Below are 26,089 nucleotides of genomic sequence, written 5' to 3'. Positions count from 1 at the left end.
TCGGTTCTAAATTGGGTTGGTCAGGAATTGGCGCGTTCGATGGATGCCGTCTGGTCCGATACTTCCCTGTGCCCGCTCTGCGCGATCAGCACCGTGCCGACGCAGATGAAGGCGATGCCGGCGATCTTCATCGCGCCAAGTTCTTCCTTGAACAGCAGCCATGCCAGAACCGCGACAGCGACATAGGCGAGGCTGAGGAAGGGATAGGCAAATGACAGATCGACCTTGGAGAGCACGTAGAGATGCGACGCCATCGAGATGACGAAGGTGGCAAGACCAAAAAAGACCCACGGATTGAAGACGATCTGGAAGATCCGCTGGATCATCGTGTCCGCCGAAAAGCTGATCGGGCCCAGCGACAGCATGCCCTGCTTCAAAAGCAGTTGCGCAGCCGCATTGGTCAGCACAGTGAAGAGGATGAACGGGATATATTTCATGGGCGTCCTCGTGGGTGATCCGTGGCAAGCGCCGTGCGGCGCCAGAAATCCGAGCAGAAGCTTTCGTCCCGAAGCTTTTCCAGTTGCAGCCATTCTGGAAAACCGGCCTTGAACACCTCGGCGCTCATGCGGCTGTCCTTGTAGGGATTGACCCGCCCGCCGGCCTCAAGCGTCATCCGGTCGAGAAGTGTCAGCAACTCAAGTGTCCGCGCGCCATGATTGGGAAAATCCATCGTCAGCGTGTAGCCGGGGCGCGGAAACGACATGAAGCCCGGTGAGGGCACATCGCCGAAACGCTTCAAGACGGTGAGGAAGGACGAAAATCCGGCCTTGCGGCTTGCCTCAAGCATCGCCGGAATGACCGTGCGCCCGGCCTCAAACGGAATCACGCTCTGGTGCTGGTAGAGACCACTCGGCCCATAAAGCCGGTTCCAGTCTCCAACACCGTCGAGCGGATAGAAGAACTTGCCGTAACCGGCCAGATGCGGGGCAGACTTGAGCCTGTTGACGGTAAAATAAGCCGTGTTGAACAGTCCGAGGCTTACTCTGTTGAGTGCCGAGAAAGGCAGCTCGAACGGAACGCTGACCTTCGCCTTCACACCTTCGGTGCGAAAATTGCCATTGTCGGCATGGTTGCCGGTAATCAGCACGCCACGGCCGGCCGATGTGCCGGATGCCAGCTGATCCAGCCAGGCGACGGAATATTCGTTTTCCTCGTCGGCATCTGCCGCGAGATCGAAATAGCCGTCGAGGCTGGAAAAGGCGGTGATCTTTTCGTTGATGTCGAGCGAGCCGACCTTCATCAGCTTCAGCCGTGCAGACAGGATAAGACCCGTTAGACCAAGCCCGCCGATCGTTGCCGAAAACAGGTCAGTATTTTCTGCGGCGCTGCATTGATAGGTATGACCGTCGGAACGCAGCAGTCGAAAACTTTCCACATGGCAACCGAACGTACCGCGACGGTGATGGTTCTTGCCGTGAACGTCATTGGCGATCGAACCGCCGAGCGTGACGAAACGGGTGCCCGGCGTCACCGGCAGGAAAAATCCGTGAGGAGCGATATGGGCAATGAGCTCTTCCAGCGAAATGCCCGCTTCCGCTTCGACCACGCCTGCCTCGGCATCAAGATTGAGTACCGACTTCTGTTGCCGCATCGGCACAAGCGAGCCGGCGTCGTTATGGCAGCTGTCGCCGTAGGACTTGCCGTTTCCAAACGCCAAAAGGTTGGACCTTCCGGCTGCGCCGCCGCGCAAGAGGCCAACCGCCTGTTCAAAGGCAATTGCCTGCCGGGAATGGCGATTGATACGGCCGAAACTGTCGAGGCTTGCCTGCATCACAACACACTTGCCGCGATGAAGAGTACGGCACCGGCCGCAATGATCAATTGGCTGCGCCAATCGGTTGCGATGAAGACGACCGGATCGTCGTCCAGCTCCTTGCGGTGGGCAAGGATCCAGATGCGGATGTTGATATAGAGCACCATCGGCACCAACGGCCAGATAACCCAGGGTTCGCTATAGAGCGCTCGGATGTCCGGGGACTGGATATAGAGGGCGAGAACCAGCGCAGCAGCGAATGCCGACGCCACGCCGCTCTGTGCAACGATGTGAATGTCTTCCGGACGATAACCGCGACCGGCGATACGGTCTCCCACATCGACCGTCGTGTAGCGTAGCTCGACATAGCGTTTGACCAGAGCCAGCGACAGGAAGAAGAACAGGCCGAAAGCGATCAGCCAGAAGGAAAGCGGCAGGTCGGTCGCCGCCTTGCCACCGAGTATCCGCAGGGCGTAGAGCCCTGCAAGGCAAAGCACGTCGATCAGCAACATCCGCTTCAAGGCCAGCGAATAGGCGGTCGTCACCACCAGATAGAGAACGATGACTGCCGCGAACTGCAATGGCAGCAGCGAGCAGATGGCAGCCGTCGCGACCAGCAGCAGCGCGGAAACCGTAAGGCCATAGGGAATGGAGATCGCACCGCTTGCGAAAGGCCGGTTGCGCTTCGTCGGATGCTGCCTATCAAGCGGAAGGTCGAGGATGTCGTTGATGATGTAGATGGCGGAGGCCGAAAAGGAAAATGCCACCATGGCCAGCGTTGTCGCAATGAAGGTCTGCGGCTCGACGACGGTGTGCGCAAGAACCGGAGAGGCAAAAACGAGAAAGTTCTTCAGCCACTGATGCACTCGCAGCATCTTGATATAGGTCTTGATACCGACGTACTTGGCATCGAAACGCATCGAGGCATGGGCTCTCTGATACCGGTCCGCGGCAGCATCGGGAGCAACGACGATTGCATTTCTCGCGCTCTGGAATACCGTGATATCTGCACGATCGTTTCCGGCATAATCGAAACCTTGCGATCCATAGAGTTTCGACAGCAACGCAGCTTTGTTATGCGCAGCAAGGTTGGTCGTTTCGTCCGTGTAATAGACAGCACTGAACAGGCCGAGATGAGCCGCAACGGCTTTGGCAAAAGGCTCCGCAGCTGCGGTGACCAGGATAAGTTCGCGCCCTCGCACCCGCTCTGCGCGCAAATAGGAAACGAAATCTTCGCGGTAGGGCAAATGGCTGGCATCAAGCGTCACGCGACGCGCGATTTCGGTCTTGAGACGTGCCTTGCCCGAAAGCAGCCAGATCGGCAGGAGAAACAGGTATAGGGGGTTTGCTCTTAAAAGCTGGAAAACGCTTTCCCACAACAAATCTGTCGAAATCAGCGTTCCGTCCAGATCAACCGCCAAAGGTATGTCAACGATGTTCTGTAGACGCACATTCATTGTCACAATGGTCCCTTTGCCGATAGTAGGAACGTCACCGCAACAGGGATGAAATAGCTTGGCGCCTCGTTGAGGCAGGCAGCTTTCCGTTGGCACATGACATCCGCCACAACCAAACATTGCGCTGCAGCTGACCGGAAAATATGCCGCAACCAAGAATCAGCAGTTAATAACATGCAGCCTTGCTTCGCTTTGGAGCGCGTTTTCTCAGTCAATTCCGATTAGGGTTTAGAATTCACTGGAAGGCGTTGCTAATGAAGCGTTACCTCGTTCCCGACAATTGTTCGGAAAAACGCGGTTACATTATCGGCCTTGCGTAACTTTGGCTCGTTTTACAACAACCGGGCCATTCACGGACAGAATTGTCGTAGGTTGAAGCATGGTTTACGATTCCCGCGATCCAGCTTGAACGCGGCATGTTGGTGAGCGTCGTAGCCACGAAATGCTCTAAGCGCGACTGACAAAGCGCCCGATCACGTCCATCAATGGCTTGGCCTTGTAATCGCGGTCCAGCGGAAGGGGACGGTTCGGGCTTCCGTCCTCGCGGGTAAACCACATAGGCACCCAGGTATAGCGATCGGTAATACCCCAGGTCAGGATCGCTGTTGGCCGGTTTACATCAAAAATTGCCTGGAGAAGATCGCTGGCTCGGCCGGCGATAACCTCGTCGCGCTGTTTTTCATCAGCAGGCAGGAGATTGTCGATAACATCGAGTTCCGTGACCAGCACATCGACATCCATCGCCTTCAGTTCGGCCACGAAGGCGGAAACGCCTTCCTTGTCGATCTCGTATTGCCCTTTCAGATGCCCCTGAAAACCGACGGCGTGGATCGGCGCGTCGCGATCACGAAGATCGCGAACAACGCGCAAAAGCGCATTCCGCCGGTTCTTGAACTGCTCACCGACACATTCGATATCGTACTCGTTGATCACGAGCTGAACCTTCGGATCGGCTTCCTGAGCCCGGCGAAACGCGGTTTCGATATATCCCTTACCCATGTTTTCCAGCCATAGATTGGGCCGCAGATAATCGGAACCACGCGGGTCCTCGGCGATCGCCTCATTGATGACGTCCCAGCTGGGAATCCGCCCCTTATATTGTCCGACAACGGTTCGAACATGTTTGCTCAGCGCTTTTTCGGCAGCCTTTCCGCCGCGAATGGAGGACGTCCATTCGGGCATCGCTGCATACCAGATCAGCGTGTGGCCACGCATCTTCATGCCGTTCTGGTCGGCAAAGGCGAGGAGCTTGTCACCTTCATAAAAATCGAACCGATCCTCTGAAGGCCTCACCGCCTCCCATTTCAGCCCGCCTTCAGGCACCACAAGCTGGCAATGATCCACGAGCGCGGTTCGGTACGCGAAGTCGTCCACGAGAGCATCGCCACGCACCGCCGAACCGTAGGCTATCCTGGGCGGTGGCGAAGCATGGGCGACAGGCGCCTGAAGTGCCGTATGTGCCGCAACAGCAAGACTTGCCTGAACGAAATCCCGTCTGCGCATGGACTTTCTCGCCTTGATCGGAGGGTAAGCCGCCATAGCGCGGCCACCGGCACGTCATGGGAAGCTAGCTGCCAGGCGTTATGATAATATTACCTTGCCCGACGAAGGTTCTTCACGGCCGGTTAACGTATATCGGTCTCCTGTTGAGATGAACCATGATGTCTCGCAGCACGACAGGACCCGTCATTTTGCGGCAAGCAGGAGCAATTTCACAAGGGAGAGCGTTGCCGGCCATGAATGCCGGCCGCGCGACATGGAGCGCTGGCTCCGTGATCCTGCTTTTGCTCCTTTGCTATTTCTGGATCGGCCTCACGCCATTTGCCCATTCGGATGGCAAGGGCGGCCTGCCTTCCACCGGCAACCTCCTGAACCAGATGGTGATCATAGTCCTGTTCACCATGGCGATTGCAAACCTGTGGCGCAATCCGGGCCGGAGCGCGCTCTTCAGCCCGCATGCGCTGCTGGTCTTGATACTTCTCTGGTTCTGCTTCGTCTCGCTATTGTCCTTCGATCCCGCAACGGCGTTTCGAAGGATCGTTTACGCGTTGCTCGTCTGCGGCTGCGCGAATGCAGCTTTACTGCTGCCGCGTGACAGCCGTGACTTTGCAAGAGTGCTTGCCACCGGCACGGTGGTGATCCTGCTGCTCAATTATTTCGCCGTGATAGCGATGCCCACCGTCGGCATCCACGGATCGAACGAAGTTGAAGCGGCCCTGGCCGGAGATTGGCGCGGAATTTTCGGCCACAAGAACGCAGCAGCGGCCGGCATGGTCTATCTGGTTCTGTTTGGTCTTTACCTGCGCAAAGCCTCATATCCGCGGCTAGGATCGATTATTGCGATCCTGGCCGTTATTTTTCTTCTTTTCGCCGGAGGAAAGACATCGACTGCGATGCTTCCTGCAGTTCTTTTGCTGAGCTGGTTATTCGAGCATTGCAGACCGCTGCGTGCTTTGCTCACGATCGGCCTCGTCATCGCGATGAACGTCATCCTCATCGGGCTTTCAAGCTCGCCCGCGACAAGTTCCATACTGGCAAGCGTCGGAATCGACGCGACCTTCACGGGTAGAAGCTCGATCTGGGCTTTCGCTCTTGCCCGCATCTCCGACGCCCCGATCATGGGTTATGGCTTCCAGTTGCTGTGGGGAAGCGAATTCCTGCGCGACATCACAACCGAATCCTGGGCCTTTCTCGCTGCCCATTCCCATAACTCATTCCTTGAAACACTTCTGAATGGCGGCTTTCCGGCTCTCATCCTGATGATCCTCTGGCTTCTCATCCTGCCGCTCAGGGATGCGGGGGAGGCCTTTGCCACGCAGAACGATGTGGGCCTGACGCGCCTTTTCCTGCGCATCTGGATCTTTTCGATCCTTCTGGCAGGCCTCGAAAATCTCTTCTTCGTCAACAACGGCCCTTTGTGGTTCACGATGCTCATCGCCGTGTTCGGACTGAGATTGCAGGCCGGCGCAAGCCTCCAGTCCCGGCAGTGATGTGGGCCGCACCCGTTAGCGCCACGTGATATTAACTGAAAGCCCAACATACATTTGTATTCGCTGATTTCCTTTCGTATTGAACCATCTGGTGATCAGCCTACGGACGCCCTCACAAGCGCGACAACGCCCCGGAGACAAAAGCGTGCAGGACGAAAGCAAAGCTTCGGTAGAAGCCGTCATTTGCATTCCGACCTTTCGCCGGCCGGACGGCGTGGCACGCACGCTTCAATCGCTGCTGGCGCAAAAGGGCGACCTGAGTTTCGCAATCGTCGTTATCGAAAATGACGCCGAAAAACCTTTAGGCGCCGCGGCTGCGCGCGAAACGCTCGACAGTTCCGACATCCCGTCTGCCGTCGTGATTGAATCCCGCCAGGGCAATTGCCATGCGATCAACCGCGCATTCGCAGAAGCACGCGAGCGCTTCCCCGCCGCCGATTACTTCCTGATGATCGATGATGACGAGATCGCAAGTCCCGACTGGCTGGCACATATGGTGTCGACGGCTCGCACGACCGGCGCCAGGATCGTTGGTGGCCCGGTCATCCGGCAATTCGACATACCGGTACCGCAATCCGTCAGCCAGCATCCCCTTTACGGCTTCATCGACGGGCCGAGCCGACAGGTACCGGCCATCCATGGCACAGGCAATTGCCTTATCCACCGCGAGGTTTTCGCACGGATGGAGCCGAACCTGTTCGACGTCGCATTCAACTTCCTCGGCGGCGGCGACATGGAATTCTTCGCCCGCTGCCGCGCCGCTGACTTCACTTTCTGGTGGTGTGAGGAAGCGGTCATTCACGAGACCGTCGCAGCCGAACGGACGACCCCCAAATGGCTGATGCGCCGTTCCATCCGCACCGGAAGCATCAACTACGTTATTGACGGCAAGCAGATGGCGAAACCTGCCGTTACCGCCAGGCTTCAGGCCAAGAATTTCATTTCGCTTGGCCTCAGCATTTTCAAGGCGATGGGGCTTCTGATCCGGACAAGGCGCCTTCTTCCTGCCAGCCATCCGGTGCTGATGTCGATCGGACGGATCACAGCAAGCTTCGGCTTCCTCCCGGTACCCTACAAGGCCAGTGAAATAAAGGCCGTCGAACGGCACCCGAACCTGAAGGCCGGCAATCACATCGCTGAAAACTGATCTCCAGTTCAGGTCATGCCGTGCGTTGTTTTACCGGCTCGGCCTCGGTCTCGGAGGACCGCTCTGGATGTTCAATGGCGTTCTGCGCCGTTAAAAGCGCCCGCCAGGCCAGAATAGCGATCACGATTTCCAGCATGTAGGTAGTCGCTATCACACCACTTACACTGGCGTAATACGCCGCCAGCGCCACAAGTCCGGCACCTACAATGTTAGAGACATTGAGAATTCGCGCCCGCACATTCTGCAGGCTTGATGCGCCGAGCGCTTCAAATGCGGTAGCGCTGATTGCGATCGGGATCACCGCCCAGCACAGGGCGTGCGTCATCCAGGTTAGCGAAACATATTCGTGGCCGAACAGAACCGGCAGCCACGGCGTGATGATCCAAACGAAGAGACCGGAGCAGATCCCGATTCCGGTCGTCAGAACCAGCATCTGCTTGGCGCGCCCCAGAACTGCGCCGATGCCGCTCAGGGCTGCAGCCGCATAGCTGGGATAGACGATCCGGTTCAGAGCTTCGACCGCCATATAGGATGCTTCGGTCAATCGACGCGCGATCGAATAGCTGCCGACGATTTCAGACCCGGCCACCGCGCTCAAGACGAGAATGTCGGCATTGCTGCGTCCGGCCTTGAAGAAGAACTGGCTGGCGAACATGATGCCGATCGGCACCTCTTCGCGAACGATCCTGAACTTCAGCCGGCCCAATCGGCGTATGGCTATCAGCGCAATGACCGCGACAACCGCATGCGCGCCAAAATTCCAGACCGCCCATTCCGCCACCGTCGTGATATTGAACACGAGGCAGCTGACGACAGCGGCGGCCATGCGCAGCACGGCAAACAGAAATTCGATCCTGTTGGCGACCGAAAAGCGCGAATGCGCGATGTAGCTGTTGGTTGCGAGCCAGATAATCTTCAACAGGATGATATTGGTGAAGAGTATCAGCGCCGTGGCGACAAGCGTCGTCAGCAGGTGATCCGAGACGGGAAACATCAGCGGGATCGCGATCATCCCGGCGATCACCAGCACCGCGCCCGAAACAAGATTGAGAATATGCACATGCCCGAGCATGTCGGGATAGAAGCCCGGTTCCTGCGCGACACGCCGCACCAGCGATTCTTGCGATCCCAGCCCGCAAACCTGAATGCCGAGATTGGTCAGCGCGGTGATCGTCGCATTGAGCGCGAACTGTTCATGACCGAGATGGCGGGCCAGCAGCGCGAAGGTCAAAAGCATGGTGACGCTCGACGCAAGCAGTGCCCCGCTCGATCCGACATAGGATCCGAGATGACGGGCGAACTGCCGGAATTCGTGCCTGGACCTCAATCCCACTCGTTATCTCCAACCGGCGGCCCTGATTTCGCCAGGGCCTGCATGCCGGTGCGGCTGTCTATCCACGGATAATCGCACCGGCCAGCACTATGCATGAACGGGATTAACGGAGCCTTAGGTCGAACCTTGGCAGTCTGGGCTCATCTGCCTCCGGAGCCATGATCATCGAATGACCGCCACTGTCAGTCTCGTGACACCAAGCTATTTTCGGGATTTCGAGTCATGCCGTCTCCTGTGTGATTCAATCGATGCTTTCGTTACCGGCTACGATCGGCACTATCTGCTTGTCGCCGATAGCGACCTCGAACTCTTCTCCCAACTCGGCAACGAAAAGCGGCTGGTGCTTCCCGATTCCGTTCTTCTGCCGGGCACGCTGCATGCGCTTCCGGGTTTTCTGAAATGGAAAGGGCGCCAATATTACTGGGCGCCCGGTATCGGACTGCCGGTCTATGGCTGGCACGTGCAGCAATTGCGCAAACTCGCGATGGCGCTTCTGCAATCCTGCGAACGGGTCATGTGTATCGACTCCGACAACTGCTTCGTGCGTCCCTTCGACGTGGGGAGATTTGCCGGCGATCTGCTTTCGCCCCTTTATGCCGATCTGGGCGGGGTGAACGAAACGCGCCCAAGCCACGTCCTCTGGCAGAAGAATGCCTACCGACTGATGGACACACAGGAACCTCCCCTGCCGGGTGACGACTATATCGGCCAGATGATCGTCTGGGATCGGGAAAGTCTGAACACGATCGTCGACAGGATAGAAGCCGTGACCGGCCTCCCCTGGTGGAAGGCGCTCTGCAAGGCCAGGGACTTTTCCGAATACATCCTCTATGGCGTCGGCGTTGCCGGCAATCCGTCACTGATGGGGCGTCATCGGATCGTCGAACAGAGCCTCTGCGCCACCTATTGGAGCGGGCCGGCGCTGGACGAAGCAGGCATCGGAAAACTGATCGACGCAATGGCCAAGGATCAATACGCCATCGCCATCCAGTCCCACACACGAACCGAGCCATCCCTGATCCGTCGTGTCGCCCTGACGCGTAATCTGTGGAGTTAGCCGGAGATTTCCATCGGTCGTGTCTTTGACTGACCGGCGCTCTCGACGCCCTCAAGTTTGCCGATGATTGCATACCAAAGCGATGCGATCTCGGCATCGATATTCAGCGGAGGCGGCACGCGTCCGATTACATCACGAATGGCATTTGCCATCGCACCGGCATCTGCATCATGCTGGCAGAGGACGATGTTTCCGTTTCCGATCAGGGATTGAAAAAGGGTATGGTGCTCAAGCCCCGCCGGATCGGCGGGCGCGTTGGTAACGACGATACGACCGCCCAATGCTGCCGCCAAAACGCTGCCGCGCCGCGCGGTCAAGCCTTCCGTAAACCTGTAGCAGAAGATGTCGACTTCGCGGCACGCCGCAAAAACCTCTTCATCGGTCGAAAGATAGCCCGTCACCATTACCCGGTCACCGAGATCCAGCGCCTCGACACGGGCGCGGAAATCCTCCTCGACATTGTCCATGCCCTTGATGAAGGAGCCGACAAAGGCAACCCCAACATCCTGCCCCTCGTCCACAAGCGCCCGAGCGATTGCGAGAAGTTCCGCGCAGTTCTTTTTGGGATAGATCGAACCGAACTGGCCGATGATCGTCCGTCCGCCGGCACGCAGCGCACGAATGGCAAGTGCCGCCGGACCGGCTTTCTCATGCCCGCTCGGCAAAAGATTGGGGGGGATCGGGATAACGGCGATCGCTTTTTTACCGACGGGATAACGGCTCCCCAGCCATTCCCGCCGGACCTCCGGAGCCGAAAAGAGAATGGCGTCGGCGAGCAGGATAACCGGCCAGAGGATCAGCCGCCGTTTCCAGTCGAGGCTCGCCCACTCGTGCAAAATGACGATCACCCGCTTGCGCTTCAGTTTTGCCAGTGCTGCCGTGGCGAATGGCTCCACCAGCCGCTTTTTCCAGGCAACGATCGGAAAGTTGAAAACGATTGCATCAGCTTCCGCCAGACGCTCCGACAAACGGCGAAAACTCCCGTCCATAACATCGCTGGAAGCGCGTGAACCAAGCTGGATGGCCAGGTTTCGGGTAAATGCCTCCACCCCGCACACGGTCGTTGCATCGGATCTAAGCACGAGATAGCGCGTCAATGTCGGCGATCCATCCAAATCGGGAAATTGCTCCAACCAGAACCGATAAATCTTAAACTTTTACGCCTAGTGTGAGGAACTATGTACCAATAACCGGTCCGTAGCGCGTTCTTCTGAGGCATGGTTTACCGCTTATTAGCGTAGATAGAGTTTCATTGGCCGCGAAAGGCAGGTCCGGCCCCATGTATGCCATGTTAAGACCACCCAAGTTTCTTCGGCGCGACGCAGATTCGAACAAGGCTCGCGATGACGAGGCTTACCATGTGCCTGCGCCTGGCCAGCGTTCCTTGCTTTCCTATCTTGGACCGAACGAAGAACTGCAGGCCGTCTCATCGCCGGCAAAGCTCGCGCCACAGCCGATGTCGCCATCGATAACATGGCCGGAAATCAGCACCGGAATGGCTATCAGCTGGCTTTGGGCCGGAAAATGGCTCGTTCTCCTGTGCATCATCCTCGGCGCTCTGGCGGGATATGGCTTTGGCAATTTCTCCGAAGCCAAATTCACCGTCGGCTCGCAGATCTTCATCGATCCGACCAATCTCAGGGTCATGAACGATGATATCTACGCTTCCAACAACCAGCTCGACATGCAGATCTATGATGTCGAAAGCAAGCTGCGGATACTGACTTCGGCAAACGTGCTCAACAGCGTCATCGATGCGCTTCATCTCGATCAGGATCCGGAATTCGGCGATACGAAATCCCCTGATGCGCAATCCGGCCGCCTGGACGCGCTGCGTTCGCTTGAAAAGCATGTCCTGGCAAAGCGCGAAGAAAACTCTTTCGTCGTCAATCTCGATGTCTGGAGCCAATCTGCACCCAAGGCGCTGGAAATCGCAAATTCGATCATTACCAACTTCCAGGACGAGTTGGTCAAAGCGCAGGCAGACGGCGCAGGCAGGGCCGCGACTGAGCTAACCGGCCGTCTCGATGCCCTGAAGAGTGAGGTCTCCAAAGCGGATGAAGCAGTTCAGCAGTTCAAGCGCGAACACAATATCCTTTCAAGCTCCGGCGAGCTCGTAAGCAGCATCGTCGCCAACCAGACCAACACCCAGCTCGTTGACGCCCAGGCCCGGGTCATTCGCGCTCGCAGCCGCTATCAGGAGCTTTCAACAGGAAGTCCGGACAATCGCTTGGACAGCGCATCAATCGAATCGCAGACGATGACCGCGCTGCGGACACAATATGCCGCGGCCAAGCGGGAACTCGACGCGCAATCTGCAGTCTTTGGTGCGAGGCATCCGAGAATCTCGGCAATGCGGCCACAGTTGGATGCCATCCAGGCGCAGATTACCGCCGAGCAGAACCGCATCCTAACGGCAGCTAGGTCGGAACTGGCTCAGGCTGAAGCCGCCCTGATGGCACAGCAAAATCAGGCGAATACGATGAAGTCGGTTGTCTTCGGTGACAATGACGCTCTCGTTCAGCTTCGTCAGCTCGAGCGCGAGGCGGAATCCAAGTCAACGATTTATCAGGCCTTCATGGCGCGTGCCAAGGAGATTGCCGAACGCCAGCAGATCAATACCACGAATGTCAGGGTGATCTCGCCTCCGACCATACCAAAAACCCGCAGCTATCCGCCCCGCACGCTTTATCTGACTGCGGGCGGCATGTTTGGCGGGTTTGTGCTGGGTTGCATGGCTGCCATGATCCTCGGCCTGGCGATGCTGATATTCAGGCAATCCGGGGAAGAGCGCCGGGCCTGAGCCGGTTCGTCGGCTAGGCGCTCGACGGGGTCGATGAGAGCGACCCAATCAGCAGCCGATACACCGCACACCTGAAGCAGAAATGAAAAAGGCGCCCAGAGGACGCCGTCTCAAATCGCGTAGACCATGTCAAACAGTCAGCGAATGCTATCGCGAATAACGCAGCAACGCATAAACCGCGACGGGATTTGTCAGCATGTATCGAAGCGTCAGACGCCTCGGCTCGTTATACATCCGATAGGCCCATTCCAGTCCCCGGCGTTGCATCCACATCGGCGCGCGCGGATTTTTGCCCGAGAGAAAATCGAATAACCCGCCAGATGTCTTGATCACACCGACGCCACGCAGCTTTTCCAGATTACGGCTGACGAATTTCTGTTCGAATGGAAAACCAAGGCCGATCCAGAGGATATCTGGGCGCTTGGCGCGGATATCCGCAACGACGTCTTCCTCTTCTTCCGGGCTAAAATAGCCATTGCGGCGCCCGACGAAGCGAAGGCGCGGATAGAGCTTCCGCATCGCGGCGACAGCCTTGGAATTGACCTCTTCACTTGCGCCTAGAAAATAAAAGCTAACGCTCTCATCCTGCGCCCGTTCGGCCACCGCATGTACAAGGTCGGTCGTCGCTACCCGTTCAGGCAGCGGTGTCTCGCAGAGAAGTTTCGAGCAATGAACCATCGGCATGCCGTCAGCATGGATCTGGTCTGCCTCCAGCATAAGCTGCATGAATTCGCGGTCACGAACGCACATGGCCAGAACCTGGCCGTTTGCTGAGGTCGAATAGAAGGGAAGATTATTCTGGCCTCGCGCGCGAAGCGCTTGTTCTATGAAGCCGGTCGCAGCCTGCTCCATAGTCGAACGCACGATAGGCAGCCCGCCCAGCATCACCTGGGGCCAGTCAGCCATCCTAGAGACATTTATGTCGTGCGCTTCAAGGGCCATAGAGAGCAAAGCAAAACATCCGCTGCGTTGTAAAGACGTCCTGTCTTCCACCCCATAGAACACAACACCGGCGTGCCATTCAAATACAAATGAAGGAAATGGTTACGATATATTTCCAGACATCCATTTAATACTTAAGTGAATTTTATTAAAATTGTATCATTCATAATAAGGACGGATTAAACCAGCTCCTGCGATCCTAATTGCGTTCATCCGCCTGATCACAACTCGCGGGACAGGCTACCCTGAGGGGATACGATCTCAGGTTACGACCACGACGCTCAACCCTGGTTTGCAGTACCTCACGAATCACTTATATATCTAGCGAATCTAAGTGCTTGGGAGAGTTTCTCCAGCCAATGGTGTCGCGTAGGCCGGTTCAGCTTTCGATTGTCGGTCTATGGAGACTAGATGCGTTCAGGTCGCACCATCAAACTTGGCCTCGTGATAACTGCGGCCGTCATCCAGACGGCCTGCAGCCAGACACCTGACAAGACTGCCGCCCAGAGACAGCAGGCCGCAAAAACGCAGATGCTTGCAGGATCAACGCTTCCCCCCTCGCCCGAAGTGACTGGATCGATAGCCAAGCCGGTACCGGTCACCGATATCGAGACTGCCGTGCGCCGGGTTGTCAGCTGGCATCCCTCGATCCAGGAGGCGGCCGGACGTATCAGGCAACAAAACGAGCTGATCGCGGACGCAAGATCGGGATATCTGCCGTCCATAGGAGGAGGGATCGACCTCGCCGCACAGAAAGGCGACAGCGGAGACTGGTCGCCGAGGTTTAATGCCACCGCCAGCCAGATGATCTACGACTTCGGAAAAGTGTCAGGTCGAGTCGAAGCGGAATCCGCCATATCCGGCGTCCGCCGGGCAGAATTTCTGGCCACTGTCGACGATATGATCCGGGAAACCGTACTTGCTTCCGTGGAGGTCATGCGCAACGCCAGGCTGGCCGCGATCGCCAGAGAACAGGTCCAGGACGTTTCTGCCATCGCTGAATTGGTAACCGCCAGAACCGATCGTGGCGCCAGCACGCGATCGGACAAGCTTCAGGCACAGGCCCGCATCCAGGCTGCACAGTCCACGGCGCTTGAGATCAACGCAGAAAAGCAGCGCTGGGAAGGCTCCCTGAACTCGCTTCTCGGCCAGATAAACGATGTGCGCCTGCGCCCGTCTTTCCCCTCCACCCTCAACAAGGCCTGCGCCGGTCCCGAACCAGCCTGGGAAACCGTTCCGACCGTCATCGCCGCCAAATCCCGCAAGCGCGAAGCTGATGCGCGCGTCAAGCTTGCACGCGCCGACATGCTTCCGACGATAGCATTGGAAGGTACGACCCGGATGAAGACTTGGGGTGGCGGCGACACTGATTACATGGTTGGCGTGACTATCAAGAGCGATCTCTATAACGGCAGTTCTTTCAGAGCCCGCCAGAACGCCGCCCGCTACGGTGCACAGGCAACAGAAGCAGCCATTGCGGTTGGAAAATACGACGCCCAGAGATCATGGATCCAATCGGCCTCTCAGGTAGGCAGCCTCAGCACATTGTTGAAGTCGCTCGGATCGCGGCAGACGATGATGCGTGAAACGCGAGATCTGTACCAGAAACAGTTTCTCGATCTCGGAACTCGAACACTGCTCGATGTGCTGAACGCAGACCAGGAGCTGCATTCCGCCCGTTTCGACGAGATCAACACCCGGTTCGATCTCTACAAGCTGAACGTCGAATGTGCCTATGCGGCTGGCAGGCTTCGCGACGCTTTTGGACTATCCTCGCCCTCCCCGGAACAAATCTCGGCAGACGCTCAGAAAGTACCGCTGCGCGCACCTCGAACCTGACTTGAATCTCACATTTTTCACAACTGCGTGACAAATGCATACCGAGATGATGCGCCCCCAAGCGCTGTCCGTCGCGTCACGGCACAGCCTCGCTTCATTTCAGGTCGCCCGTTTACCCTTCCTTAAGCCACAAAGACAAACATAAGCGACATCTAATTGAAGATTGCATGAATTACAGCAACTTCATTCTGGTGTGCTGCTAACGACATCCAACGAGCCGCGTCTGCCTGAACGGTGACGAGGAGCGGGAGAACTCGCCTACAAGGCGAGGGGCGGCGCACTGGAAAGGGCATGATGCCCGGCACCTCACAGGGAGAGTCAGATGGTCGCTGTAATACTGGATAAGGCAAGTGGGCAAACAACCACTGTAAACGAGAACAATATCGTCCTTTCCAAGCCAAGCACAGTCAAACTCTCCTTATCTCCCGATCAGATCACGGCCACCACACGCTCCGGCAACGATCTTATCATCGACGTCCGGAATGGGGCCGATATCCGTATCGAGAATTTCTATACTGGCGACGGCGCCGAACGTAGCGAACTCGTGCTCGAAGATCCCGCCGGCAATGTCTGGCAGGGCGAATATACCGACGAACTCGCCAATTTCGAGTTTGTCGAAGGTGCCCCGATCGACCAGCTGGCGGGTGCAGCGGCCGGTGCTGGCGGCGGCGGGGCTTCGGTGCTTGGCCTTGCAGCAGCACTCGGGCTCGGAGCCGCAGCAATTGGCGTCGGCGCCAGCTCTGGCGGCGGGAACTCCGATGATAGCGATTCCGACGCAGATTCGGATGCGGATGCCGACGCGGATGCAGATGCAGATGCTGACGCCGATGCCGATGCCGATGCGGATGCCGACTCGGACTCCGATTCAGATACCGAGGCACCAGAACCTCCGACCAATCTTTCCGTCAACGATGCCGGCACGACCCTGACCGGTCGCGGGGAACCGGGGGCGGAAGTCACCGTGACGAATGCGGCCGGTGTTGTGGTCGGCACCGGCATCGTCGGCGCAAACGGCTCGTTCAGCATCACTCTTGATCCCGCCCAGATCGATGGCGGCGAGTTGAGCGTCGTGCTGGAAGATGCGAGCGGAAACGTCTCCGATCCCGGAACCGCATTGTCCCCGGATTTGATTGCACCCGACGCGCCGACCAACCTTGCGATAGGCGACGGTGGCACAGTTTTGACAGGCAGGGGAGAGCCGGGAGCGACCGTAACGGTCCGAGATGACAATGGCGTAACCGTTGGCACCGGAACCGTGGGAGCGAACGGCACTTTCACGATAGACCTCGATCCGACACAGGACAATGGAGGAGAGCTTGAGGTTGTTCTCAAGGATGCAGCCGGCAATGCCTCGGAACCCGGCACGGTCGATGTAGACGATATCCAGGCACCGCCGCCGCCGACCAATCTCGGTGTAAATGACGACGGCACGGTGCTCTCCGGGCGCGGCGAACCGGGCGCGACGGTGACCGTGACCAACGCGGCCGGTGAAGACGTCGGCACCGGCACGGTCGCCGCCGACGGCACATTTGCAATCGACCTAGACCCGGCCCAGTTCGACGGTGGCGAGCTGGAGGTCGTGTTGACCGATGGCGCAGGCAATGCGTCCACCCCGGGCACGGTGCTTGCGCCGGATCCCGACGCACCCCCTGCCCCGACGGATCTGGATGTAAACGCCTCGGGAACAGTGCTTACCGGTGACGGACAGGCGGGGGCTCAGATCAGGGTTACCAATGCCGCCGGCCAGGTCGTCGGCACTGCGATCGTTGCAAATGACGGAACCTTCTCAGTCACGCTTGCGCCGGCCCAGATCGATGGCGGCGAGCTGCGTGTGATCCAGAGCGATGCCAACGGTACGTCGCAGCCCAGCCTAACGTCGGCTCCCGACCTGATCGACCCGGCTGCCCCCACCAATCTGGATGTAAACGACGCAGGCACTACGCTCACCGGCCGCGGCGAACCCGGAACGACGGTCACCGTCACCAATGCAGCAGGCGACGAGATCGGCACTGGGACGGTGCGCCCGAATGGCACGTTCACCGTCACGCTTGCCCCGGCACAGACAGATGGTGGCACGCTCGAAGTCACACTGACGGATACGGCCGGCAACACATCCCTGCCGGGAACGACCGACGCACCGGATTTGGCCGGCCCTTCCGCCCCGAGCAATTTGAGTATCAACGATGACGGCACGGTGCTGACGGGACGCGGAGAGCCGGGTGCGAAGATAACTGTGACGGATGCGGATGGTGTCGTGGTCGGCACTGTAACTGTCGGCGCGACCGGCAATTTCAGTATTCCGCTGAACCCGGCCCAGACAGACGGTCGCGACCTGCAGGTCGTTGCCGAAGACACTTCAGGAAATGACTCAGCGCCAGCTATCATAGCCTCCCCGGATCTTGTCGCACCCGACGCACCGACATCTCTCGACGTCAATGACGCCGGAACAATCCTCACCGGCCGCGGCGAGCCGGGAGCGACAGTGACAGTTCGCGATGCAAGCGGCGTGATCGTTGGAACCGGCACAGTTGCCGGCAACGGCAGCTTTACGATCAATCTTGATCCCACCCAGAATAATGGTGGCGAACTGAAGGTCGTGCAGCAGGATGCCGCAGGCAACGTCTCGGATCCAGCAACGGTAACGCTGGAGGATGACCAATCCCCGGCATCACCCGCCAATCTGGCAGTGAGCGACAGCGGAATGGTTCTGACAGGCCGAGGCGAGCCCGGAACCAAGGTCACGGTCACCAATGCGGCTGGCGATGTGATTGGCGAAGATACCGTCGACCCAGACGGCACGTTCAGTGTCGATCTCGATCCGGCCCAGCTGGACGGCGGCGAGCTGGATGTCGTTTTGACGGATGCGGCAGGAAACGCTTCCGCGCCCGGCACCGTGCTGGCACCGGATCCCGATGCACCACCAGCACCGACCGACGTGGACATCAATGGTACCGGCACGATACTCACCGGCGAGGGGCAACCCGGTGCAACGGTGAGGGTTACCAACGCCGCCGGCACGACGATCGGCACCGGAACCGTTCAGGGGGATGGCAGCTTCTCCATTACCCTCACCCCCGCACAGATCGATGGCAGCGAAGTGAGAGTGACGCAGACGGATGCCAACGGCACCTCGCAGCCGGCGCTGACGCTTTCCCCCGATCTGATCGATCCCGCGGCCGCGACCAACCTTGCTGTCAACGACGCCGGAACCACGCTGACCGGCCGCGGCGAACCTGGCACGACCGTCACCGTAACCAACGTGGCCGGGCAGCAAGTAGGCACCGGAACGGTGAACGGCAACGGCACATTCACCATCACGCTCGCCCCGGCACAGACCGATGGCGGCGATCTGACCGTCATTCTCGAAGATCGCGGTGAAAACCTGTCACCACCAGCAACGGTGACCACTCCCGACCTCGTTGCTCCGGAGGCACCGACCGGTGTGACAGTCAGCGGCGATGGCAGCCAGCTTTCCGGTCAGGGTGAAGCGGGAGCGACAGTAACCGTGAGAGATGCCAATGGAGTTATCATCGGCACAGGTGCGGCGGGCAGCGATGGCAGCTTCACCATCGACCTAACCCCCACCCAGGACAATGGCGGTCTGGTAACGGTTGTGCAGCAGGATGCTGCCGGCAATACGTCGCCGATAGTGACGGCAACCTCGCCGGATACAACCGGACCGGATCCCGCCTCGGACCTCGACGTCAATGCCGCCGGTACAGTCATAACCGGCCGCGGAGAACCGGGCGCTACCGTTACCATCACCAACCAGGCCGGAGATCCGGTTGGAACAGGCACGGTCGGGCCGAATGGCACATTCAGTATCGGGCTGACCCCGCCGCAAACGGATGGCGGCAATCTTGAGGTCATACTGACGGATGCTCAGGGCAACACGTCCGACCCGAGCCTTGCACCATCACCCGATCTCGTTGGCCCCGATGCGCCGACCGGCATTACTGTCGGCAATGGCGGCACGACACTGACGGGCCAGGGCGAAGCCGGCGCCACCGTCACAGTTACCAATGAAGCCGGAGATGTGGTCGGTACGGGCATAGTCGGGCCAACAGGCGCGATAAGCATCCCACTCAATCCTGCACAATCGGATGGCGGGGACCTGACTGTGGTCCTGACCGACGGCGACGGAAATGCATCGGATCCCCTCACCGTGACCGCACCGGACATCACCGAACCAGACCAGCCCGGAAATCTCGCCGTGAATGGCGCAGGTACGGTCCTGACCGGTTCAGGTGAAATCGGCACGACGGTAACGGTAACCAACGCAGCCGGCGATACGGTCGGCACCGGCACGATCGGTCCTGATGGAACGTTCACGATCGGTCTCAGTCCCGCCCAGATCGATGGCGGAGACCTGACCGTGGTCCTGACTGACGGAAGCGGTAACATCTCCGATCCGGGTACCGTCCCGACCACCGATGCGACGCCGCCTGCGGCACCGAGCGGCCTCAACGTCGAGGCAGGCGGCACGATCCTGAACGGCACCGGCGAACCCGGTGCCACCGTTGTCGTCACCAATGCCGCCGGCCAGCAGGTCGGCTCAGCAGAGGTCGGCACGGACGGTTCCTTCAGCGTGCCTCTCAGCCCGGCGCAGATCGACGGCGGCAATCTGCAGGTCGTCCTGACCGATGATGAAGGCAATTCATCGGCCCCGGGCATCATCACCTCCGTCGATGAAACGCCACCCGCCTTGCCGACCAATCTCAGCGTCAGTGCGGACGGAACGCAGATCACCGGCCGCGGCGAGGTCGGATCGACAGTGACGGTAACTAACGGAACGGATGAATGGACAGGCACGGTCGGCGCCAACGGCACCTTCACCATTCCGCTTTCACCGGCGCAGAATGACGGTTCCGGACTTGAGGTCACGCTGACGGATGGTTTCAACAACGAGACCGATCCCGTCCCTGTCGCCACACCGGACCTGACGCCCCCCGGCGCCCCGACCGGACTGGAGGCAAGCCCCGACAGAACCGAGCTTTTCGGCGAGGGTGAGCCCGGCGCCATAGTCAGGGTGACCGATGCGGAAGGCATTGTCGTCGGGAGCGGCGTTGTGGGGAGCGGTGGTACGTTCCTGATCGACCTCGACCCACCCCAGACCGACGCGGGCGAATTGAACGTCACCTTGACCGACGATGCCGGAAACACATCGCCCACGACGACCCTGCCGATCACCGACATTCAGCCTCCCGCGCCCCCGACCGAACTGGTTGTCAGCGACGACGGACTGACACTGACGGGTGTTGGCGAGCCGAACACCGAAGTGACCGTCCGGAATGCCGGCGGCACAATCATCGGCACCGGCACAGTCGATACGGACGGAACATTCAGCGTTCCGCTTGCACCTGCTCAGATCAATGGTGAAGCCCTGCAAGTGGTTCTTGAAGATACCGCCGGCAATATATCGGATTCCGCAGCCGTACAGGCCCCCGATCCCGATGCACCACCCGCGCCGACCGGACTGGTCGTCGATGCTCTTGGAGAGACCCTTACCGGTTCCGGCCTAACTGGTACGACCGTCACCGTCCGTAACGCTGCCGGCGAAATCGTCGGCACGGGTACTGTCGTCAGCGGTACATTCAGTGTCGATCTCGACCCACCCCAGACGGACGGCGGCAATCTGCAGGTCACCTTGACCGGCACCGGAGGCATCTCTCAACCGGGAACCGTCCCCACGCCTGATCTCGATGCGCCGGAGACCCCGACCAATCTCAACGTCAATGCCACCGGCACGATCGTCAGCGGCAAGGGCGAGCCGGGTGCAGCGGTAACCATCAGAGATGCGGATGATAACATTGTCGGGACCGGCACTGTCGGCACCAACGGCAATTTCTCCATCACCCTGACCTCACCGCAGACCGACGGTGGATCACTCGGCGTCGTCCTGAGCGACACTGCCGGCAATGAGTCCGGTCCGGGCACGGCCACAACGCCGGACCTCACACCGCCCGACGCACCGACCAATCTGGTCGTCACTCCAAACGGTGCCCAACTCACGGGTAACGGTGAAGTGGGCGCAGCCGTCACGGTGACGACGGCAGAAGGCGTTGTCGTCGGCACCGGTACCGTTGGCGCAGGCGGCACGTTCACGATCACGCTCAACCCACCCCAGGCGGACGGTGCCGAACTGGATGTCGTTCTGAGGGATGCCGCCGGCAATGTTTCGGACCCCGGAACCGCTTCCACGACGGACACGACAGCGCCGGATGCTCCAGCCAACCTTGTTCTCGACGATGATGGCATCGTACTGACGGGTGAAGGCGAACCCGGCGCGGACATCTCGGTCACCAATGCCGCCGGTACTGTCGTCGGCACGGGAACAGTCGATCCGGACGGCACTTTCAGCATTACGCTCAACCCGGCTCAGGCCGATGGTGGTGACCTGAACGTCACCCTGACCGACGATGCCGGCAACGAGTCCGATCCGGGCACCGTCGCTTCGCCGGACCTGACCGGACCCGAACCACCGACCAGCCTCGTCGTCAACAGTTCGGGCACGCTGATCGGCGGCGGCGGTGAACCGGGCTCCACGGTCACCGTCACCAATGCCACAGGCCAGGTCGTCGGCACCGGCACGGTCGCACCGGACGGCACGTTCAGCATCGGCCTTTCACCCTCACAGGTGAATGGCGGCGAACTCGATGTCGTATTGACGGATAGCGCCGGAAACCCGTCCGACGTGGCCTCGGTCAATTCTCCGGACCTGCTTGCGCCGCCTGCTCCGACCAATGTCGATGTCAACGGCACCGGCACCATTCTGACCGGCAATGGCGAAGCCGGGGCAGCGGTTCGGGTTACCAATGCCGATGGTATCGTCGTCGGGACCGGAACCGTGCTCCCGGGCGGTACATTCAGCATAACGCTTAACCCGACACAGGCCGATGGCCGAGACCTGACTGTGGTTCTGACCGACACGGCCGGAAACGTGTCACCGTCGGTCGTCACCGACACACCAGACCTGCTCCCCCCTGACCCGCCGGAAGATCTGGCTGTCAGCCCGGCCGGCAACGAGTTGACCGGCACCGGCGAACCGGGCGCCACCATCACGGTTACCGGCACCGGCGGTGCGGTTATCGGCACAGGAACGGTCGCCGCCAACGGCACGTTCAGCGTCGGCCTCTCGCCCGCGCAGGTAAACGGCCAGGAACTCGAGGTCGTGCAACGGGATGCTGCAGGCAATATCTCCGATTCGGCCACGACCACAGCCCCCGGCGTGGATTTCGCCCTGACCAACGCGGCCGACACCGCCATTCTCGACCAGACGATCACCCGCCAGAACGAATCGACGCCATCCACGGCCAGTTCCACTGTCACGGCGCTGCTTTCGCTTACCCTCACCAGCCTGCTGAACGTCAACCTGGGTTCGGCCACTAACCCCGTCGTCAACTTCAATCTCTCGGGCAGCACAAATTCGGTGGATCTCGATCTGCGGATCGGCGGGCTCGTTAATGTCGGCGTGCTCAGCAACTATTCGGTGATCATCGAGCGCTGGAACGGTACCGCATGGGTGCGGGGAGCCTATGGCACCGACGATGTCAATAATGGCATTCTGCAGCTGAACCTGCTTGGCGCGCCCACCGGCGAGATCACTCTGACCGACCTCGATGCCGGTCAGTATCGCGCCACGCTCGTCCCCAATCCCGGCATCACGCTCGGCATTGGAACGCTCCGCGAAATCTCCGTTACCGCAACCGATCAGGTCGAGAATGTCCAGATCACCGTGGGAGAAAGGGCGGACGGTAACTTCATCGACGCCGCGGCCACCGGCAATACGGATGATCTTCGCATCGGTGAGGTCGAGTTCAACGGCGTAACCCATGCTCTGGTCAACGGTACGGTGACGGTGGAAGGGGCGTTCGGCACCCTCGTGTTCAGCGCCGACGGCAGTTATATCTACACCCCTCACACCAATGCCACGGCCGGCGGAACCGATAACTTCACCGTTGTCGTCGTCGATCCGGTGACCGGAAACGAACTGTCTTCCGATCTCACCATAGATGTCGAGGTTCAGGATAGCAGCGCCATCACCATGGCATCGGCATCGGATGACATGACGGGCTTCGCCCTTGCCGACGATGGCAGCGGCGGTGATGTGGCTGACAGCCCCGACACCAACGCCAGAATGGCGGCGGACGGCGACACCTCATCCGATAGCTCCGATGCGCAGGATACCGATCCGTCCACCGCCGATGAGCCGCAGCCGGTCGAAGCATCCCTGAATACGGATGATGGCCTGAGCCTGCTTGTTCAGGGCGGCGAGGAAATCGATCTGAGTGCGCTCGACAGCCTGACCGGCGACACCTCGGTCTCCGTCGATACAGGCGACGGTTGGGGCGTCGACGTGTCGGCCAATGTCGATCTATCGAATACAGTCGATGCTGTTCTGGATCTGGTGGAGACCCCACCACTCGATCCGTTCGAACCGCTCAACCAGGACGATGATCTTGCGACACCAAGGCTGCCGGTGGTCTAGCGCGGAGGAGATGAGCTGATGGATGCCAGACAGGCTCCTTCCGAAAGGATGCAGGCAACGACAGGGGAAAGGGCAGCTGCCCTTCCCCCACCTAACCCCGAAACGAATGATCAGAAAAAGACCGAGGCAAATGCAGCCTCGCTGAGCCATGCAAAGGATTGGATCGAGATCATGGGGCTGCTGGCGCAGCACTATGGCATCGCCCATTCCAAATTTGCCACGAACTACATCTCAATCATGCAGGAGGCAGCGCCTCCCGTTCATCGGATAGGCAAGCTGGCACGGCGTTTCGGTCTCGATGCAAAGCCGGTCGAGCCGCTGGCCAAAGGCATTACGGCTCGCCGCCTGCCAATGCTGATCGAACTCAGCTACGGCGATATCGGGCTGATAACCGAGATCAACCGGGACGAGGTGAAGATCACCTTTGCCGGCGATAACGGTCACTGGACCTGGATCCCGCTTTCCGAGATCGATGGCCACATCACCCATCTTCTGATCGCCCGCGATGCACGGAACCGGCCCGACGAGCGCATTGATGCCTATATCGCGCCCGACACGCATGGCTGGTTCCGCAAGCTCGCGCTCAGCGATCTTCGCCCCTACAGCTACGTTCTCCTCGCATCCTTCGTTGCCAACGCTCTCTCCATCGCCGGCGTCATCTTCTCGATGCAGGTCTATGACCGGGTCGTGCCCGCCAATTCCATGAGCACACTCGTCGTCCTGTTCATCGGCGTCGGCGTGGCGGTCGTCTTCGACTTCATCATGCGCAAGGTCAGGACGGCCATTATAGACATCGTCGGCAAGCGCGCGGATATCCGCATCTCCGATGTCGTTTTCGGCCATGCGCTGCGGGTGAAAAACCAGAACCGGCCCAAGGCGACCGGCACCTTCATCGCCCAGTTACGGGAACTCGAACAGGTCCGCGAAATGCTGACCTCGACGACGGTCTCCGCCATCGCTGACCTGCCCTTCTTTCTCCTCTTCCTCGGTCTGTTCGCCTATATCGGCGGCTGGCTTGCCGTCATTCCGGCGGCAGCGCTGCTCATCATGGTTGCCCCCGGCCTTCTGGCGCAGGGCAAGCTGAAGCGGAATGCCAGCCTCGCGATGCGGGAATCGTCGCTGCGCAATGCCATGCTGGTCGAATCCATTCAGGGCATCGAGGATATCAAGGCGCTACAGGCCGAAAGCGTGTTCCAGCAGAAATGGAACACCTTCAATTCCGCAAGCGCCGATGCGCAGGTCAAACTGCGTTCCATCACCAGCACGCTGACGAGCTGGGGCCATGGTGTCCAGACCAGCGTCTTTGCCGTAATTGTCTTCTGCGGCGCGCCGATGGTCATGGCGGGCGACCTGAGCACCGGATCGCTTGTCGCCTGCTCCATTCTCGGTTCGCGCATGATGGCGCCGATGGCGCAGCTGACCCAGGTTCTGGGGCGCCTGCAGCATGCCAAGATCGGCCTGTCGAGCCTGAATACGATCATGAAAATGCCGGTCGACCATCCGCCGGCGGAATCAAGGCTTTCGGTCGGTTCGCTGCTAGGCGAATATCGCTTCCGCGGCGCCGTCTATTATTACGACGAACCGGCTGGCCGGCCGGCGCTGTTACTTGCGGATTTCTCGACCGAGGCCGGTGACACGATCGCCCTTCTCGGCAAGAACGGCGCGGGAAAATCCACCCTGCTGCAGGCGCTTTCCGGCCAGCTGCAACCCCATACAGGCGAGGCGCTGATCGATACCTTGGCGATCGACCAGATCGACCCGTCCGACCTGCGCCGGGAAGTCGGCCTGATCACCCAGAATTCCCGCCTGTTCCATGGCTCGATCCGCGAAAACGTGCTGATGGGCGCCCAGAACGCCTCACAACAGGCGATGCTGGAGGCGCTGCAGATGACCGGCGCAGATGAGTTCATCCGCATGCTTCCGAAGGGCATCGATCACCTGATCGACGAAGGTGGGCGCGGTCTTTCCGGCGGCCAGCAGCAGGCCCTGCTTCTGTCGCGGCTGCTGATCCGCAACCCGTCTGTCGTGCTGCTCGACGAACCGACGGCATCCATGGATGAGGCTACCGAAAAGCTGTTTATCCAGCGTTTCTCCGCCTGGGCGAAAAACAAGACGGTGATTATCGCCACCCACCGGATGCGTGTGCTGGATCTGGTCGAGCGCGTTGTCGCGCTAGACGGTGGCCGCATCGTGCTCAATGCCGATAAGGAAGAAGCCCTGCGGGTCCTCAAAGGCGAAAAGCCGGCCCAGCAACTGCGCAGCGTCAAGGGAGCGAACTAG

General features: G+C 59.5%; 14 protein-coding genes. 7 read left to right on the top strand and 7 right to left on the bottom strand.

All coding sequences use genetic code 11. The annotated features are described in order from the left end of the window. Positions 1-20: 20 nt before the first annotated feature. The 4 genes from GGE33_RS00530 to GGE33_RS00515 all read right to left on the bottom strand — a co-directional run bounded on the left by GGE33_RS00530 (position 21) and on the right by GGE33_RS00515 (position 4,713). On the bottom strand, positions 21-437 hold the full coding sequence (locus tag GGE33_RS00530; protein ID WP_183820842.1) for an EamA family transporter: 417 nt from the start codon (positions 435-437) through the stop codon (positions 21-23). Beyond that, positions 434-1,771, bottom strand: coding sequence for an FAD-binding oxidoreductase (locus GGE33_RS00525; protein ID WP_183820841.1), 1,338 nt, complete (start codon positions 1,769-1,771; stop codon positions 434-436). Before GGE33_RS00525 ends, GGE33_RS00530 begins: the two co-directional genes overlap by 4 nt. Then, positions 1,771-3,210 carry a UbiA family prenyltransferase gene (locus GGE33_RS00520; protein WP_183820840.1) on the bottom strand — a complete coding sequence of 480 codons (1,440 nt, stop codon included), beginning with the start codon at positions 3,208-3,210 and terminating at the stop codon, positions 1,771-1,773. The genes GGE33_RS00525 and GGE33_RS00520 overlap by 1 nt, the downstream gene beginning before the upstream one ends. A 447-nt stretch (positions 3,211-3,657) precedes the next feature. Beyond that, positions 3,658-4,713, bottom strand: a complete 1,056-nt coding sequence (locus GGE33_RS00515) for an endo-1,4-beta-xylanase (RefSeq protein WP_183820839.1) — start codon at positions 4,711-4,713, stop codon at positions 3,658-3,660. A 233-nt stretch (positions 4,714-4,946) separates the two neighbouring features. Here GGE33_RS00515 and GGE33_RS00510 point away from each other — a divergent pair, with 233 nt between their 5' ends. Then, positions 4,947-6,200 carry an O-antigen ligase family protein gene (locus GGE33_RS00510; protein WP_183820838.1) on the top strand — a complete coding sequence of 418 codons (1,254 nt, stop codon included), beginning with the start codon at positions 4,947-4,949 and terminating at the stop codon, positions 6,198-6,200. A 145-nt stretch (positions 6,201-6,345) separates the two neighbouring features. After that, entirely contained in the window at positions 6,346-7,347 is a 1,002-nt protein-coding gene (locus GGE33_RS00505) for a glycosyltransferase (RefSeq protein ID WP_183820837.1), read from the top strand. 13 nt (positions 7,348-7,360) lie between these two features. Here GGE33_RS00505 and GGE33_RS00500 read toward each other — a convergent pair whose 3' ends face one another. Further along, positions 7,361-8,680 (bottom strand): lipopolysaccharide biosynthesis protein, encoded by a 1,320-nt coding sequence (locus GGE33_RS00500; protein ID WP_343062169.1) that lies wholly within the window; start codon positions 8,678-8,680, stop codon positions 7,361-7,363. A 169-nt stretch (positions 8,681-8,849) separates the two neighbouring features. Here GGE33_RS00500 and GGE33_RS00495 point away from each other — a divergent pair, with 169 nt between their 5' ends. After that, positions 8,850-9,737 (top strand): DUF6492 family protein, encoded by an 888-nt coding sequence (locus tag GGE33_RS00495; RefSeq protein ID WP_148145158.1) that lies wholly within the window; start codon positions 8,850-8,852, stop codon positions 9,735-9,737. Here GGE33_RS00495 and GGE33_RS00490 read toward each other — a convergent pair. Beyond that, positions 9,734-10,834 carry a glycosyltransferase family 4 protein gene (locus GGE33_RS00490; protein ID WP_183820836.1) on the bottom strand — a complete coding sequence of 367 codons (1,101 nt, stop codon included), beginning with the start codon at positions 10,832-10,834 and terminating at the stop codon, positions 9,734-9,736. The genes GGE33_RS00495 and GGE33_RS00490 overlap by 4 nt on opposite strands. Positions 10,835-11,121: 287 nt before the next feature. Here GGE33_RS00490 and GGE33_RS00485 point away from each other — a divergent pair, with 287 nt between their 5' ends. Then, positions 11,122-12,540 carry a GumC family protein gene (locus tag GGE33_RS00485; protein ID WP_183820835.1) on the top strand — a complete coding sequence of 473 codons (1,419 nt, stop codon included), beginning with the start codon at positions 11,122-11,124 and terminating at the stop codon, positions 12,538-12,540. A 147-nt stretch (positions 12,541-12,687) separates the two neighbouring features. Here the strand turns inward: GGE33_RS00485 and GGE33_RS00480 are convergent, their stop codons facing one another. After that, positions 12,688-13,446, bottom strand: a complete 759-nt coding sequence (locus GGE33_RS00480; RefSeq protein WP_148145161.1) for a WecB/TagA/CpsF family glycosyltransferase — start codon at positions 13,444-13,446, stop codon at positions 12,688-12,690. Between the two features lie 447 nt (positions 13,447-13,893). Here GGE33_RS00480 and GGE33_RS00475 point away from each other — a divergent pair, with 447 nt between their 5' ends. The 3 genes from GGE33_RS00475 to GGE33_RS00465 all read left to right on the top strand — a co-directional run bounded on the left by GGE33_RS00475 (position 13,894) and on the right by GGE33_RS00465 (position 26,089). Next, positions 13,894-15,321 (top strand): TolC family outer membrane protein, encoded by a 1,428-nt coding sequence (locus GGE33_RS00475; protein ID WP_183820834.1) that lies wholly within the window; start codon positions 13,894-13,896, stop codon positions 15,319-15,321. Positions 15,322-15,643: 322 nt separating this feature from the next. Beyond that, on the top strand, positions 15,644-23,809 hold the full coding sequence (locus GGE33_RS00470; RefSeq protein WP_183820833.1) for an Ig-like domain-containing protein: 8,166 nt from the start codon (positions 15,644-15,646) through the stop codon (positions 23,807-23,809). An 18-nt stretch (positions 23,810-23,827) separates the two neighbouring features. After that, entirely contained in the window at positions 23,828-26,089 is a 2,262-nt protein-coding gene (locus tag GGE33_RS00465) for a type I secretion system permease/ATPase (protein ID WP_246435655.1), read from the top strand.

Origin of the sequence: Aliirhizobium cellulosilyticum, from assembly GCF_014198105.1 — a bacterium.
GTDB lineage: Bacteria > Pseudomonadota > Alphaproteobacteria > Rhizobiales > Rhizobiaceae > Neorhizobium > Neorhizobium cellulosilyticum.
The sequence above is the reverse complement of the archived record's forward strand: the minus strand, read 5'-3'. Positions and strand labels throughout refer to the sequence as shown.